The sequence below is a fragment of the Microbispora sp. H10670 genome (assembly GCF_014161385.1).
In the GTDB taxonomy this organism is placed as follows: Bacteria; Actinomycetota; Actinomycetes; order Streptosporangiales; family Streptosporangiaceae; genus Microbispora; species Microbispora triticiradicis.
The window spans coordinates 13,977-28,869 of sequence record NZ_JABBWW010000028.1; the positions used below are offsets into that span (position 1 = coordinate 13,977).

General features: G+C 73.5%; 13 protein-coding genes. 5 read left to right on the forward strand and 8 right to left on the reverse strand.

The genetic code is table 11. The annotated features are described in order from the left end of the window. Nucleotides 1-10 precede the first annotated feature (10 nt). The 7 genes from HHX33_RS28990 to HHX33_RS29020 form a co-directional block, all read right to left on the reverse strand. Nucleotides 11-1,285: an MFS transporter gene (locus HHX33_RS28990; protein ID WP_182877383.1), complete on the reverse strand. Its 1,275-nt coding sequence runs from the start codon at nucleotides 1,283-1,285 to the stop codon at nucleotides 11-13. Next, nucleotides 1,282-2,616 carry a glycosyltransferase gene (locus HHX33_RS28995; protein WP_182877384.1) on the reverse strand — a complete coding sequence of 445 codons (1,335 nt, stop codon included), beginning with the start codon at nucleotides 2,614-2,616 and terminating at the stop codon, nucleotides 1,282-1,284. The genes HHX33_RS28990 and HHX33_RS28995 overlap by 4 nt, the downstream gene beginning before the upstream one ends. Next, nucleotides 2,613-4,919, reverse strand: a complete 2,307-nt coding sequence (locus HHX33_RS29000; protein WP_182877385.1) for a prolyl oligopeptidase family serine peptidase — start codon at nucleotides 4,917-4,919, stop codon at nucleotides 2,613-2,615. The genes HHX33_RS28995 and HHX33_RS29000 overlap by 4 nt, the downstream gene beginning before the upstream one ends. Continuing rightward, nucleotides 4,916-5,713 (reverse strand): 4Fe-4S cluster-binding domain-containing protein, encoded by a 798-nt coding sequence (locus tag HHX33_RS29005; protein WP_220502330.1) that lies wholly within the window; start codon nucleotides 5,711-5,713, stop codon nucleotides 4,916-4,918. Before HHX33_RS29005 ends, HHX33_RS29000 begins: the two co-directional genes overlap by 4 nt. A 410-nt stretch (nucleotides 5,714-6,123) precedes the next feature. Beyond that, the gene (locus tag HHX33_RS29010) at nucleotides 6,124-7,422 is read right to left on the reverse strand and encodes an NAD(P)/FAD-dependent oxidoreductase (protein ID WP_182877386.1); all 1,299 of its coding nucleotides are present in this window, start codon (nucleotides 7,420-7,422) and stop codon (nucleotides 6,124-6,126) included. Between the two features lie 15 nt (nucleotides 7,423-7,437). Next, nucleotides 7,438-7,854 carry an ATP-binding protein gene (locus HHX33_RS29015; protein ID WP_225311330.1) on the reverse strand — a complete coding sequence of 139 codons (417 nt, stop codon included), beginning with the start codon at nucleotides 7,852-7,854 and terminating at the stop codon, nucleotides 7,438-7,440. 122 nt (nucleotides 7,855-7,976) lie between these two features. Then, entirely contained in the window at nucleotides 7,977-8,756 is a 780-nt protein-coding gene (locus tag HHX33_RS29020; protein ID WP_117409372.1) for a SigB/SigF/SigG family RNA polymerase sigma factor, read from the reverse strand. Between the two features lie 189 nt (nucleotides 8,757-8,945). Here HHX33_RS29020 and HHX33_RS29025 point away from each other — a divergent pair, with 189 nt between their 5' ends. Next, nucleotides 8,946-9,302 (forward strand): STAS domain-containing protein, encoded by a 357-nt coding sequence (locus HHX33_RS29025; RefSeq protein WP_310737877.1) that lies wholly within the window; start codon nucleotides 8,946-8,948, stop codon nucleotides 9,300-9,302. Between the two features lie 120 nt (nucleotides 9,303-9,422). On the opposite strand, the gene HHX33_RS29030 is transcribed toward HHX33_RS29025, so the two are convergent. Continuing rightward, the gene (locus HHX33_RS29030; RefSeq protein ID WP_117409374.1) at nucleotides 9,423-10,133 is read right to left on the reverse strand and encodes a GAF and ANTAR domain-containing protein; all 711 of its coding nucleotides are present in this window, start codon (nucleotides 10,131-10,133) and stop codon (nucleotides 9,423-9,425) included. 122 nt (nucleotides 10,134-10,255) lie between these two features. Between HHX33_RS29030 and HHX33_RS29035 the strand changes: the two genes are divergently transcribed. The 4 genes from HHX33_RS29035 to HHX33_RS29050 all read left to right on the forward strand — a co-directional run bounded on the left by HHX33_RS29035 (nucleotide 10,256) and on the right by HHX33_RS29050 (nucleotide 14,820). Beyond that, nucleotides 10,256-10,429 (forward strand): type II toxin-antitoxin system Phd/YefM family antitoxin, encoded by a 174-nt coding sequence (locus HHX33_RS29035; RefSeq protein ID WP_182877388.1) that lies wholly within the window; start codon nucleotides 10,256-10,258, stop codon nucleotides 10,427-10,429. 129 nt (nucleotides 10,430-10,558) lie between these two features. Beyond that, nucleotides 10,559-12,364, forward strand: a complete 1,806-nt coding sequence (locus tag HHX33_RS29040; RefSeq protein ID WP_259402977.1) for a SpoIIE family protein phosphatase — start codon at nucleotides 10,559-10,561, stop codon at nucleotides 12,362-12,364. 148 nt (nucleotides 12,365-12,512) lie between these two features. Then, on the forward strand, nucleotides 12,513-13,565 hold the full coding sequence (locus HHX33_RS29045; protein WP_182877389.1) for a glycosyltransferase: 1,053 nt from the start codon (nucleotides 12,513-12,515) through the stop codon (nucleotides 13,563-13,565). A 103-nt stretch (nucleotides 13,566-13,668) separates the two neighbouring features. Continuing rightward, the gene (locus HHX33_RS29050; protein ID WP_182877390.1) at nucleotides 13,669-14,820 is read left to right on the forward strand and encodes a glycoside hydrolase family 16 protein; all 1,152 of its coding nucleotides are present in this window, start codon (nucleotides 13,669-13,671) and stop codon (nucleotides 14,818-14,820) included. Nucleotides 14,821-14,893 lie beyond the last annotated feature (73 nt).

Here is a 14,893-nt window from a genome sequence, read left to right on the forward strand (position 1 = left end):
GCGCTTCACGTCACCGCTCGGCCACCGGTTCGCGGTCAGGCGCGGCGGGCGCGGCGGGCACGGGCGCCTCCGGGGCGCCTTCGAGCCCGCGCAGCGTGGCACTCGTCGCGGCAAGGGCGCAGCACACGACGAGCGCGCCGCCGATGGCGAGCAGCGCGCCGACGCCGCCGGCCCGGTCCGCCAGGACACCGCCCAGCAACGGCCCGAGCGGGGCGAGGCCCATGGTCGCCACCCGGAGGAGCGAGGTCAGCCGGCCCATCATCGCGTCCGGGACGAGCGTCGCCACGAGTACGCGCAGAACCACGTTGAGCGCCGGAGCCGCGATCATCGCCAGGATGAGCGGGACCGCCGGCCAGTAGGCGCCGAACGGGAGGGTGGTCGCGCAGACGGCGAGCGCGAACACGCCGACCACCACCAGCATCAACTTGCCGGGCGGCAGCAGGGCGCCGATCTTCGCCGACAGGGCGGCGCCGAGCAGACCGCCCAGCCCCAGGCCCGCGAGAACCATCCCGGTCACCGCGGGGTCACCGCCGCGGGAGCCCACCAGCACGACCACCGGTAGCAGCAGCGCGTTGGCGGCGAGGTTGGAGACCAGGGAGAAGATCAGCCCCGCCCGCAGCGCGGGACGGCGCCACAGCCAGCGGCCCGCCTCCGCGATGTCCGCCCGCATCCGGGTCCTGCCGGAGTTCTCGGCGTTCCCGGGCCGTCGCGGGACCCGGGCCAGCAGCACGCACACCATGGAGACCACGTAGGTGACCGCGTCCACGGCGAAGGGGACGACCCGGCCCAGGCCGAACAGGAGCCCGCCGAGCGGCGGCCCCGCGAGGACCGTCGCGTGGCCGCGCGCCTCGTCCTGCGCGTACGCCGACATGAGCCGGCTCGCGGGGACGATCGCGCGGATCGCCGCGTCGCGGGCGGGCCGGAAGAACGCGTCCGCGGCCCCGTTCGTCATGGCCACGGCGATCAGGTGCCCCATCGTCACCCGGTCGGCGAGGACCGCCGCCGCGAGGGTGGCCAGAGCCACCGCCCGCACCCCCTCGCTGCAGAGCAGGATCCGGCGCCGGTCCCACCGGTCCACCCACACCCCCGCGGGGAGCGAGACGAGGATCCCGGTGGCGATGCGGCAGGCGGCGGTGAGCCCGGCCAGCGCGGCGGAGCCGGTGACGGCCAGGATCAGCAGCGGCAGGGCGAGCCCGGTCAGCGAGGAGCCCAGCTCCGACGTCACCGAGCCCAGCCACAGGAACTGGAACCGCAGGTTGCGCCGCAGGGGCGGGGGTTCGCTCATGGGCCACCTCTGCCGGTGCCGACATCGACGGGAGCGTCGAGGGCGGGAGTCCACGCGCCGCCCCGGACAGGTACCGGCACAGTGGACGCGACGCCGGTTGGGACCGCGCCGGAAGACGCGGCACCGGACGCGGCACCGGGAGGGCCGGCACCGGTATGCGCGGCACCGGGCGCGACCGCCCGCTCCGACGAGGCGGCGGCGACCACCGCGTCGGCGGCGGCCGCGGCGCCTCCTGATGCGTTCAGGCGCGCGCCGAGCGCCCGCACGCGCTCGCCCAGCCCGCCCGCGTACGCGGTGCCGAGCGCCGCGACTCCGTCGCCCGCCGGTCCCGGGCCCGGGGGAAACCCGACCGCCACCCCGGCCCGTACGCACGCCTCGGACAGCAGCGGCTGCTCCGAGCCGATCGGCGCGACCGCCAGGGGCTTTTCCCGCATGAGCGCGGCGAGGACCGGAGACGAGGTGCCGTTCGTCAGCACCAGGTCCGACAGCTCGATCAGGGGGCCCATCCAGGGTTCGCGCACCACGACGACGTCCGCTACCGGGGCGGGCCGCGGCTCGCCGGAACGGCCCCGCTCGACCACCGCCTGGAACGGGCCGCCGGTGAACGTCGTGTTCAGCCGGGGCCACATGCTCTCCCCGCCGAACACCCGGCCCAGATGCACGTACACGACGGGTTTGCCGATCCGGCGCACCCGCGCGGTGAGCCAGTGCAGTGCGGCCGGGTCGGCGGCGGGCTCCCACGGGCACGGCCCCACGTGGCGCACGCCCTCGGGCAGCTCCGCCCCCGGATGCTCCAGCGCCGGGTCGCCGCGGAGCAGCAGGCCCGAACCGATCAGCGGGAGGTCCCGCCGCCGGTCCCGGCGGGGCGGCAGCCCGGCCCGCTCCCGCGCGAGCTCGTATCGGCGCAGCAGCTCCAGCAGCCGCTGCTCCCGCATGGCGGCGCGCCCGTGCCGCTCCCCCTCGCCACCCCGGCCGTACGTCCACAGGTGGGCCGCGAAGCCCAGCACCACCACCGGCAGGTCGAGCGCCTCGGCGGCGAGGAGCGCGCCGTGGCACAGGATCGAGGTGACCAGCGCGTCGGCCCGGACCTCGCGGGCCGCGCGGACCACGGCCCGATACTGGGCGGCGCCGGTCTCGCCCCACCAGGCGACCGAGAAGGCGCGGGCTCCGCCGTACTCGTGCGCGTCCAGCGCGGCGAAGCCCGCCTCGCCCACGACGCCGGCCGCACCGGGCCGGACGAGGGGGAAGACGGCGTGGCGGAGCCGCCGGCCGACCGCGAGGGCGGGGTAGAGGTAGCCGGCGTCGCTGAACGGGCAGAGGAGGACGTTCACGGCAGGCCCACCGGGTCGAGGCCGCAGTGCCGCGCGAGGAAGGCGACGACGTCGGCGAGCAGCCCGAGCTTCGCCGACACCGACCTGGCGCCGTGACCGACGCCCCGGTCCAGCCGGTGCAGCACGGGGCCCGGACCGGCCGACGCGTGCTGCAGCAGCGCGCACATCTTGCGCGAGTGGCCCGGGTCCACCCGGGTGTCGCCGTCGGCGACGGCGAACAGCACCGGCGGGTACGGCAGGCCCTCCCGCACCCGGTGGTAGGGCGAGTAGGCCAGCAGCGCGCGGAACTCCCCGGGGTCGCGCACGGTGCCGTACTCCGCCCGCCAGCTCGGGCCCATGCCCAGCCGCTCGTAGGCGAGCATGTCCAGCAGCGGCGCGACGCAGACGACCGCGGCGTACTTGTCCGGATGCTGGGTGAGCGCCGCGGCGGCGAGCAGGCCCCCGTTGGACTCCCCCAGGACGCCGAGGCGGTCGGGGGCGGTCCAGCCCTGCCCGATCAGCAGGTCGGTGGCGGCGTCGAAGTCGTCGAAGACGTTCTGCTTGCGTACGCCCGTCCCGGCGCGGTGCCACTCCTCGCCCTCCTCTCCCCCGCCGCGCAGGCACGCGATCGCGTAGACCCCGCCGGCCCGGACCCAGGCCAGCGCCTGCGGCGTGTAGGCGGGGGTCATGGAGATGCCGAAACCGCCGTATCCGGTGAGGATCGCCGGGCGCCTGCGGTCCGGCACGCCGTGCGGCGAGAGGACGAACATCCGCACCATGACGCCGTCCCGGGACGGGAACGCGACCTGCGTGGTCGTCACCGAGCCCGGCTCCGGCGACGGGAGAGGGGCCGCGCGACAAACCGCGGGAGAACCCGGGACGGACGCCGGGGAGACACCCGGCGGGTGCGGCGGGACGGGTGCCCGCGGCAGAGAGGCCATGACGGGCGCCGCCGGGCACGGCCAGACCTCCAGCGTCCCCGTACGGGCGTCGTAACGCAGCACCGTCGGCGGCGTGACGTGGTCGTGGTAGCCGAACCACACCTCGTGCCCGTCCTCGGGCCGCGTGGCGAACCGGCCGAGGGTGCCCCTGCCCGGCAGCGGCACCTCGGCCAGTTCCCGGCCGTCGGCGAGGTCGTGCAGGGTGATCTCGGACACGGCGTGACGGGTCCAGGAGACCAGCGCGAGCGGACGCGGCAGCGCCGGGCCGCGCAGCGGCGCGAAGTCCTCCAGCACCGCGTCCGGCCGCTCCGGGATGAGCGTGCGACACCGTTCCGCGCCGGTCTCGGCGCCTGCGGTGTCTCCGGCGGTGCCGGGGGCGGTGCCGACGGGGGTGGTCACCACGATCCGTCCCCGGGGGGCGTCCAGATCCGTACGCAGCCAGATCGGGTCGCCGGGCGCCGTGCCGGGGGCGATGCGGAGCCTGCTGCGGGCCGGCGTCCCCGTCCGCACGGCGCGCAGCCGGGGCCGGCCGGGGGCGCCGCCCAAGCCGCCCAAGCCGTCCAAGCCGTCCAAGCCGTCCAAGCCGTCCACGTCTGTCAGGTCGGCCAGCCACAGATCGGTCGCGGGACGGGTGCCGACGGTCGACGAGACGCTCAGCCAGCGGCCGTCCGAGGTGAGGGCGACGGTGTGGAAGCTCGTCTTCTCCCGGCCCTCGCCGAAGACGAGCACGTCGTCGTCCGGGTCGGCGCCCACCCGGTGCAGAAAGACGCGCCGGTGGTAGCGCTCCTCCCCCGGATTCAGGCGGGGATGCAGCCGGCGCACGTAGTAGTAGGCCCGGCCGCCCGGCAGCCACGCGACCGGGGTCCGCCGCACCCGGTCGACGGGGCCGTCGACCACGGCGCCGGTGGCGACGTCGATCACCCGGAGCACACAGTCCTCCATGCCGGCGGCGGACACCTGGAAGGCGAGCAGGTCGCCCTCGACGGAGGGATGCCACGCCTCCAGCACCGTGCGCCCGCCGGGGTCCAGGGCGAGCGGGTCCACCAGGGGCCGTACGGCGCCGTGTTCGGCGACCAGCAGCACCGGGTGTTCCGCGCCGGGCTCCCGGTGGGTGAAGAAGACGCGGTCGCCGCGGGGGCGGGGCACCGACGACAGCGGGAACGCGTGCAGGCGGGCCAGCGCCACCTGCCACTTCTCCAGGTGCGGCCACGCGGCCCGCTCGGCGTCGAACAGCGCGCCCTGGGCCGCGACCCACGCGCGGGTCCGCTCGTCGCCGGAGTCCTCCAGCCAGCGGTACGGGTCCACCACCACGTGACCGTGGAACACCTCGGTCCGGTCCTCCCGGGGAGCCGTGGGGTACTCCCCCGTACGGCCCTCGGTCATGCCCGCAGCCGGCCGGTCGCGCTGAGGTGGTCGAGGTGCGCCGCGTCCACCCGGTCGCGGAACCCCGCCGCCGCCCGCGTGTCGTCGGCCCGCCCGTACGTGTCCTCGCAGGTGAACCATCTGTCGTCGGTCCGCTCGCGGGGCAGGTAGCCGTCGCGGGCCGTGCCCACCCGCCACTCGGGCCTGCCCGCGGTGGTCCAGGAGCTGTACAGCGCGCCGTCGGGATTGACGACCGCGCCGTACCTGCCGTCCCGGTAGGAGCACGCTTTGCAGGGCCGCCGGACGCGGGGACGGGGCACGGCGAAGCCGAGGTCGATCGCGCGGCGCAGCCCGTAGCGGGCGGCGCGGTCGAGCAGCTCACGGCAGCCTCGCGGGTTCATCAGCGGCTCTCCCCCGAAGATGGTGAGGACGAGGCCGTCCAGCCCCGACTCCGCCTGCCGCCGCCCCACGAACGTGAGGATCTCGGCGATGACGCCGGGGGTCAGCCTGACCGAGGCGATGCGCGGCGGCTTGGTGCCGCCGCCGTCCTGGTCCAGGTTCTGGAAGCAGTAGGCACAGCCCAGGTTGCACGCGGTGGCCGTCAGCACGGTCAGGGAGTAGCTGCGGCTGGGCCGTACGGTGAACAGCCCCTGCTCGCGGAGCCCGCGCTCGACGTCCGGGCGCAGCGTGCGCGCCGGGGTCAGATGCCCGTCCCCGAGCCGGGCGATGCCGCCCGGGCCCAGGAGCCACCAGCCGCGCTCGCCCCGGATCAGCCGCGGGGGCGCCTCGCCCTCGCGGTTGCTCCCTTCGATCACCGGATCCTCCAAGCGGGGACGACGAGGATGCCCGGCCTCACGGAGGACCGGGCCGAGACGTGCCCGGGCGGCGTGACGGGCGCCGGGGCGTCCTGAGGATGTCCGGCCGCGCCGGTCGGCCCGGCCGCCGGCTCACCTAGCCCTGCTCGATGTGGATCCCGTAGCAGTCGGGACCGTCTTCGGACTCCTCGTCGGAGTGCGCGACGACCTCGGGGGCCTCCTCGTCGGTGATCTCCGGCTCGACGCTCGGGTTGTCGCTCGCCTCGGGTATGACTGCTCCTCGCCTTCCAGGGGGCCGAAGCCACTCACCAGGGAAGACCCCACGGTAGGGAAGGCCAGTTCGGCGCTGGTATGGCGACGGCATGGAGCCGCCATGGCACCGCTCGTGAGCGGCGCCGAGGCGGCGACGCTCAGGAGCGGGCCGACAGGGTGAACTCCTTGCGCGGTTCCTCGATGGCCCCCAGCGACACGATCTCCCTGGGGAAGAACATCCCGAGCGTCCAGTCCATGAGGATCCGGGTCTTCTTGTTGAAGGTCGGCATCCGCGTCAGGTGGTACGTGCGGTGCATGAACCACGCGGGGAACCCCCGGAGCTCCCGCCCGTAGATCTGCGCGACGCCCTTGTAGAGCCCCAGGCTCGCCACCGACCCCGCGTACTTGTGCCGGTACGGCCGCCGGGGCTGCCCGCGCAGCGTCGCCAGCACGTTGTCGGCGAGCGTCCTGGCCTGCCGTACGGCGTGCTGGGCGTTGGGCGGGCAGAACTCCCCCGGCCGGGTGAGGTCGGGGACGGCGGCGCAGTCTCCGGCGGCGAAGGCGAAGTCGGTCCCGTGCATGCGCATCGCGGCGTCGACCCTGACCCGGCCCTTCTCGTCGACCGGCAGGTCTCCGGCGCGCACCAGCGGGTGCGGCTTGACGCCGGCGGTCCAGACGAGGGTGTCGGTGTCGAACTCCTCGCCGTCGCTGAGCACGATGTGGCAGCCCTCGGCCGACTTGAGCATCGTCTTCATGCGGACCTCGATGCCCCGCTCACGCAGCTGCTGGGCCGTCCACCTGCCCATGTCCGGCCCCACCTCGGGCAGGATCCGGTCGGTCGCCTCCACGAGCACCCAGCGCATGTCCGCGCGGCTGATCCCCTCGAAGTACTTGCAGGCGTCGGCGGCCATGTCCTCCAGCTCCGCCAGGGCCTCCACCCCGGCGTATCCCCCGCCGACGAAGACGAAGGTCAGCGCCCGGCGCCGGACCTCGGGGTCGGGTGTGGAGGCGGCCACGTCGAGCCTGCCGAGCACGTGGTTGCGCAGCGCGATGGCCTCTTCGATGGTCTTGAACCCGATGCCGTTGTCGGCCAGGCCGGGCACCGGCAGGAGCCGTGAGATCGACCCGGGGGCCATGACCAGGTAGTCGTACGCGATGGTGAGAGCGGGTCCCTCGTGCGGCTCGAACTCCGCCTTGCGGTCGGCCAGCCGCACCTGGGTGATCCGTCCGCTGAGGATCTGGCACCGGTTCAGCACCCGCCGGAGCGGGACGACGACGTGCCGGGCCTCGATGTTGCCGGCCGCGGCCTCCGGCAGGAAGGGCTGGTAGGTCATGTAGGAGTCGAGGTCCGCGACGGTGACGAGCGCCTCGCCGCGGCGGAGTCTGCGCTGCAGGCGCAGTGCGGTGTACATGCCGACGTATCCGCCGCCGACGATCAGAATCCGTGGGACAGCCATGGCCGTCCCCTACCCTCACTCCAGGAGGAAACGCATCACCACGGTGCTCCCACCGGGTCCGGCGGTGACGCGGAGGTCGTCGCTCAGCAGGCGGGCCACCCACAGGCCCATGCCGCTGGTCGCGTTCTCGGGCGGCGGGTCGTGGCCCGGCACGGCCGGCGGACGCCACTCGCGGCCGTCGTCGTGGACCGCCACCACCAGGGCCGGCCCCTCACGCCACAGTCCCAGCCGGGCCTTCGTCGACCCGTGTGTGACCGCGTTCGTGGCGACCTCGTTGAGCGCCACGAGGAAATCGCCCAGCGCGTCTTCCGGCATGCCGCGGCGCTGCGCCTCGGCGGCGGCGAACTCCCGCAGATCAGGAAGATCGGCTAAGGAGAAGGTACGCTCCCTCGCCGCTCCGGTGACGTGCGCGGGAACGCCGTCATCTTTCACGCGGTACACGCCTCCCGCCGCCAATTCGGGCTATCTAAGGACCTGTGGGCTGTGGGCAGGACGAAGATACCTCGGAGCACCGCCTGAACACAGGCGGTGCTCCGGGTATCGTCGCGATCTCCTCATCCCGCGACGAGCTCCGCCCGAAGCTGGTCGAGGGTCTTGCGGAGGATCCGCGACACGTGCATCTGCGAGATGCCGAACTCCGCCGCGATCTCGGCCTGCGTCATGTTGCCGTAGAACCGCAGCAGGAGGATGTTCTTCTCCCGTTCGGGAAGAAGGTCGATGAGAGGCTTCAGCGCTTCCTTGTCCACGAGGGTGTCGAGCGCGTCGTCCTCTTCGGGGATCACGTCGCCGAGCGCGGCGGCGTCGTCGTCCGCGCCGATCGGCGCGTCCAGGGAGAGAGTGCTGTACGCCGCGGAGGCGTCCATGGTGAGGAGCATGTCCTCCTCGGACAGGCCCATCTTCTTCGCGAGTTCGGCGACGGTGGGGAACCGGCCGAGCTCCTGGGTCATGTCGGCGACGTGCCGGTTCAGCTCGGCGCGGCGCTCCTGGTAGAGGCGGGGCACCCGGACGGCCCAGGTGCGGTCGCGGAAGTGCCGCTTGACCTCACCCGTCATGGTGACCATGGCGTACCCGCGGAAGCTGTGACCCAGGGTGGGGTCGAAGCCGTTGATGGCCTTCATGAGGCCGACGTACGCGGCCTGAAGGAGGTCTTCCATCGGCTCGCCCCGATTGAGGTACCGCCGGGCGATGTCCCTCGCCATCGGGCGGTGCATTTCGACGATCATTTCACGGAGGCGTTCCCGCCGGGCCTCGGACACGTCGTCCCGGGTGAGCTCGTCCAGGAGCTCCTCGGCGGTCGGATTGCTGGCGGTCTCTGCACGGACCTCGGCAGCCATCTGCGCAGTCCCCTCGTATTTCTTCTCGCGAGGGCGCCTACGCGGCTGGGGTGACCAGGCAGAAGGCACGCCTCGCTACAGTATCGAGACGAGGCCCTCTGCTGGACCTCTGCTTCAGTATATTGCCGCAAAGTCGGGAGTTTCACCACCCCTTCCGCGCCAGTAATGTTGCGGCAGAGGAGGCGCGAGGTGTCGAACAACGGATTGCTGTCCCTGTCGTCGAGCATGGCGGGAGACATCGTGGTGATCCACGTGAACGGCGTCCTCGACGCCACCACACGTGATCAGTTCTCGGACTTCCTGGACGCGGCGGCCGACGACCACGGCCCCGACATGGTCCTCGACCTGGGCGGCGTCACGTTCATGGACTCCCGGGCGCTCGGCCTGATCGTGCATCACTGGCAGCGCTCCACCACCGCGGGCGGCAACTTCGCGCTGGTCTCCGTGCAGTACCCGAACTCCAAGGTGATGTGGGTGACGGGCCTGTCCCAGCGGCTGCCGCTGTTCGACACGCTCGACGAGGCCCTGGCCGCGTTCGCCGCCTGAACCGCCGAACCGCCCAAACCACCCGAGCCGTTCGCACCGCTGTGCCGTTCGGGCCGCCGGAGGGCCGGCCGCCCGCCGCCCCGCGCCCGTGCCGGGCCGCGGGACCATCGGGACAGGTGATCACTCCGGCGCCGCTCCCCCGTGCTTCTGCTGGTGCTCGGTGACGAGGAGCCGGGCCAGGTCGGCCACCTTGACCTGGTGGTGCTGGGACACCCGCCGGAGCTCCTCGAACGCCTCCTCGGCCGAGCAGCCGCTCTTGGACATGATGATTCCCTTGGCCTGGTCGATCACCGAGCGGCCGGCCAGCGCCTCCTGCATCTGCGCCGCGCCGGTCAGCACGTCGTCGAACTCCCAGATGTTGGCCAGCGCCACGGTCACCTGCTCGCGCAGCAGGGCCATCAGCGAGCCCCCGGAGGTGAAGACGCCGGGACGCACGCCGTACAGGCCGATGATCGCGACGGCGTTGTCGACCGCGACGGGCACGACGAGGACCGAGCGCACGCCGTGCCGTACGGCGGTGGCGGCGTAACGGGACCAGCGCGACTCGCGCATCACGTCGGGGATCGACACCGGGCGTCCGCTCGTCAGCGCCTCCCTCGACGGGCCTTCCCGCAGGTCGCGCTCGCGGTCGATGAGCGTGGTGAGCTCGCTGTGGGAGGCGGCGAGCAGCACCCGCTCCTCCATCCACAGCTCGGCGGTGCCGCCCGCGCAGCCGGGCACGCCCCGCGCGACCGCTTCGGTGATCCCGCGCAGGACGCTCTCTGCGGACGTGCCTTCCGTCACACGGCCGAGGGCCGCGAGGTCACGCGCGAGGATGGACGTTGTCTCCATGGTTGAAAGACCATTCCCATAGGTTCGGGGTTAATCCACGCCGGCCCGATATGCCGGCCGGGTGCCGGTAAGGAGCGGAATCCATGCCTGGGCTGCACGGTTCCAAGTGTACCGTTGGGACCATGCCTGAACGTATGAGCGTCCGGGAACTCCGGGACAACCTGGGCCGCCGCATCGACCTCGCCCACTACACCGGCGAGGCGACCATCGTGGAGCGGAACGGCGAACCACGTGCCGTCCTCGTCTCCTACGCCTCGTGGGTCGAGCAGCAGAACCGTCCCGCCTCGGCCAGGTGACCGATCCGCCGCTGCGCCGAATCGCTGTACCCGCCCCGGTAGTCGATAGAGTCCGCTTCACCCCGGCGTGAAGGCCGCGGAGCACTGTGGACGAATCCGGTAGCGTCTACGTCGAGAGAGGGGGGCAGCTTGCCCGACACCGCCGAACTCGAGCGCGCGCTGAGCGGGCTCGCCGACCGCATCGCCACGCTGCGGGAGGATCCCGACCCGGCCGCGATGCTACGCGAGCTGGACGCCGCGGAGGAGCTGCTGCGCAAGGCCGTGGCCGAGGTGGCACGCAGCCGCAGGCGCAGGGACGGCGGCAGTCAGCGCGAGCAGAAGCTGCTGCGCCAGGTGTTCCGCGCACTGCCGATCCCCGTGATCATCATGGACACGGGCGGCACCGTGCGCCGCATCAACAACGAGACCACCCGCCTGCTCGGCAGCCCGGCCGGCTACCTCATCGGCCGCGCCTTCCCGCTCCTCATCGACGTGGCCGCCCGCGCGGCGTTCCGCCAGCGCCTCGCCGCCGTGCTGCACGGCGAGGACAGCGTCTCGTTCCCGACCCGCCTGGCGCACCAGGGCCGCGCCCACAACGTACGGCTGGTGCTGAGCCGCCTGCGGATGCCGGGCGAGCCGCAGGAGATGCTCGCCGGAGTCGTGCTGCCGACGGAGGTCCAGCTTCCGGAACCGGCGGCGGAGGCGGACGTCCCCGACGACACGGACCTTCTGGCGGCGGCGCGGCGGCACGAACTGCTGTCGCGGCTCACCCGGCTGCTGCTCGACGAGGAGAGCCTGCGCGAGCCGGTCGCCCTGCTGCGCGCGGCGCGGCTGCTGGCCGCGGAGACGGCCGACTGGGTGATCGCGGACGTCGCCAGGGACGGCGAGCAGGTCAGGTCGGTCGTCATCGGGCCGAGCGACCAGCCGGTCGGGCGGCTGCAGCGGACGGTCGAGGAGGCCCCGCCCGCCGCGGCGCCGGTCGTCGGGCAGGTGCTGACCACGCACAGCGGCGTCGTCCACGAGATGCTGAGCGACGACTCGCTGCTCGGCGGCGACGTGCTGCAGGCGATGCGCGCCGGCTCCCTGCTCAGCGTGCCGATCCGGACCGAGGAGGAGGTGCGCGGTGTGCTCACGCTGGTGCGCCTGCGCGAGCGGCCTCCGTTCGGCCTGGCCGACCTCGGCCTGCTTGAGGAGGTGGGCCTGCACCTCGGCCTGGCGATGCAGGCGCAGCGGGGCTTCCAGCGCCGCTCGCAGGCAGCCGACACGTTGCAGACCGGGGTGCTCCCCCGGACGCTGCCCGACATCCCCGGCTTCGAGATCGCGGCGGTCTACCACCCCGGCTCCGGCATGCGGGCGATCGGCGGCGAGTTCTACGACGTGTTCCCGGTCAAGAACGGCTGGGGCTTCGTCGTCGGCAGCGCGGCCGGGCGCGGCGAGGAGGCGGCGTCGGTGACCGCGATGGTCCGCAACGGGCTGCGCGTGCTGAGCGTGTGGGAGGACGACCCCGGAGAGGCGCTGCGCAAGGTCAGCGACGCGCTCGTCGCACAGAACACGGGCCTGTTCGTGATGGCCGCGGCGGGCTTCGTGCGCGGCCGGAAGGTACGGCTGGCCTCCGCGGGCCACCACCCGGCGGCGCTGGTCCAGCCGGGCGGCGGCGTCCGCTTCTCGGAGGGCGGCGGCGTGCCGCTGGGCTTCGAGGAGGGATCGGTCCCCGCGACCGAGGACCTCACGCTGTCGGCCGGGGAGACGCTGGTGCTCTACAGCGACGGCCTGGTGGGCTCGCAGAGCCCCGCCGGGGACAACTACGGCGAGGATCGGCTCACCGAGGTCCTCGCCCGCTGCGCCGGCCAGCCGCCGAGCACGGTCGTCAAGGCGATCGAGGAGGACCACCGGGGCTTCTGCGGCACGCACGCCGTCGACGAGATCACCGTGCTCACGCTGCGCCGATCCCGCTGAGCCGGACATCCCCGGGGCACGGGAGATCTCATGATTTTTCCCGATTAGGCGTTTAGCGCGAATCGGAGTAAGGTAAACATCATCTACATCGATCGTGCCTAGGACGCAGGCACACCTTTTCAAGCGCCTTCCTGTCTTGAGGTGTGCCATGGATATCGCGATCGTCTCCGCGCACGAACTTACTCCCGACACGCCCGCCATCGCGCGTGAGCTGGCCAGGGGCCACCGGGTGACCGTCTACACGCGGTCGAGGACGAAGGTCGACGGCGTCGAGCACGTGCCCGCCGGACCCGACGTGGAGCTGTCCGAAAGCGACCTCCTCCCCTACATCCCCGACTTCAGCGCCGGCCTGGCCCAGCGGTGGCGGGAGCACCGGCCGGACATCATCCACGCGTACTCGTGGTCGAGCGGCCTGGCCGCGATCGCGGGCTCGGAGGGCCTGGACGTGCCGGTCACCCAGACCTTCCACAGCCACTACGACGAGAGCCGGACCCCCGCGCCGGTGCGCCGGCTGGAGTGCGCGATCGGCCGCCGGGCCAGGGCGGTCATCGCCGCCTGCGCCGACGAGGAGTCCGAGCTGATCCGGATGGGCGTGCCCCGCCGCAACATCTCGGTCGTCCCCCACGGCATCGACGTCGAGCGCTTCCGCCGTCAGGGCCCGGCCTTCCCCCGGGGCGAGCGTCCCCGCCTGCTGCACGTGGGTCACGTGGGAGCGGAGTACGCGGTGCACGCGCTGCGGGCCGTGCCGGAGGCCGACCTGGTGATCGCCGGCGGCGACGACCAGAGCATCGAGCGGTTGCGGGCCCTCGCGGGCGAGCACGGCCTGGCGGACCGCGTGCAGATGCTCGGCATGGTCCCGCACACGGCGATGCCCAAGCTCATGCGCAGCGTCGACCTGGTGCTGTCGCTGCCGCCGACCGTCCCCACGGGCACGGCGGCGCTGGAGGCCATGGCGTGCGGCATCCCCGTCATCGCCTCGGCGTCCGGAGCCCACCTCGACTCGGTGGTGGACGGCGTGACCGGTTTCCTGACCCGGCCCGACCGCCCGCTGGAGATCGCGCACCGCATCCGCCGCCTGCTCGGCGACGCCACGCTGCGCACGGCCATCGGGTACGCGGCGGCCGACCGCGCCCGTTCCCGCTATTCGGTCGAGCGCATCAGCATGGAACTGCTCCGCGTGTACGAGAAGACGTGCGCCTGACCGGCAAGCGGCATTACCAGTTCCATCCCGTTATAAATGTCAATTCCTGTGGTTAACTCGGCTCATGTCACTTCATGGACCTGGTTCAGCTGTGGCGGCGGCGATGCTCATCGTCGCCGCCACGGCATGTTCGAGCGGGGACTCCACGAAGGTGTTCAACGCGGGCGGTGAGTCCGCGGCGCGGCCCCCCGCCTCCTCCCCCGACCTTCCCGGCTCGGCGCCCAACGCGGCCGGAGCGGGCGCCACCCGGACCTCCGGCCCCGGCGCCGCCGGATCCGGCGACGAGGCCTCCACCGGCGACAGTGCCTCCAAGGGCACTTCCAGAACCTCCTCCGGCGCCTCGGCTGAGGCCGACGGCCGGTCCGTGCACGAACTAGGCGACGAGGCCGCGGAGACGGCCGCCGAGAAGATCGCGGACGAGCCGGTCGGCCTCGGCGCCCCCGCCCCCTCTTCCGGGCCGGCGCCGCGCCCGTCGCTCGTCCAGCGGGCGACGCCCACGGCCGGGCCGGGGGCCAGGAACGCCGGCAAGACCACCAGCAAGACCCCGGACGAGACCGATTCCCCGATGCGCCCCGCCCAGCCGGCGCACACCGGCCCCCGGCAGGTGGACATCGTCCAGCCGCACGACGCCTCCGACGACCCAGTGATCACCGACCGGACGGGCGGGACCGCCACGGGGAGCCGGAGCGCCGGCGACGGCAGGGCGGCCGGGTGGAGCGGCCCGGTCCTCACCGAGGACTTCGGCGACCAGCTCGACCCGTCCGGCTGGACGGCCACCGGTTCGCGCGGAGCGGGCGGCATCGGCGGCGGAGCGCTGCGCCTGACCGGCGGGACCGGCCTGGCCGGCAGACTCACCCAGCAGTACGGCCGCTGGGAGGTGCGCCTGCGCGCCACGGAGGGCTCGGGCACCCCGGTGGTGTCGCTACGGCCGGGTGGCGGCGGCGCGGAGATCGGGCTGGCCGCGATCGGCGACCCGGGACGGCAGGCGGCCGACGCCTTCGTCACCGTGGACGGCGGAGACCGCACCCACGGCGCGCTGCGGGCCGACTTCACGCGCTGGCACACGGTCGCCGTCGACTGGCTGCCCGACCGGGTGAGCGTCTGGCTGGACGGCGCCCGGGTCTGGGACCACACCGGCCGCGTCCCCGCCCAGCGGATGGGCCTGTCGCTGCGCAACGTCTGCGAGGGCTCGGCGGCCTGCGGCGGGACGCTGTTCGTCGACTGGCTGCGCGTCTACCGGGCCGCCCAGCGCTGACGCCCTGGCCGCGTACGGCACCGGCGCCCCGGCGGCGAACCCCTGGCCCGGCCCGGGACGCGGGAGACGCGCC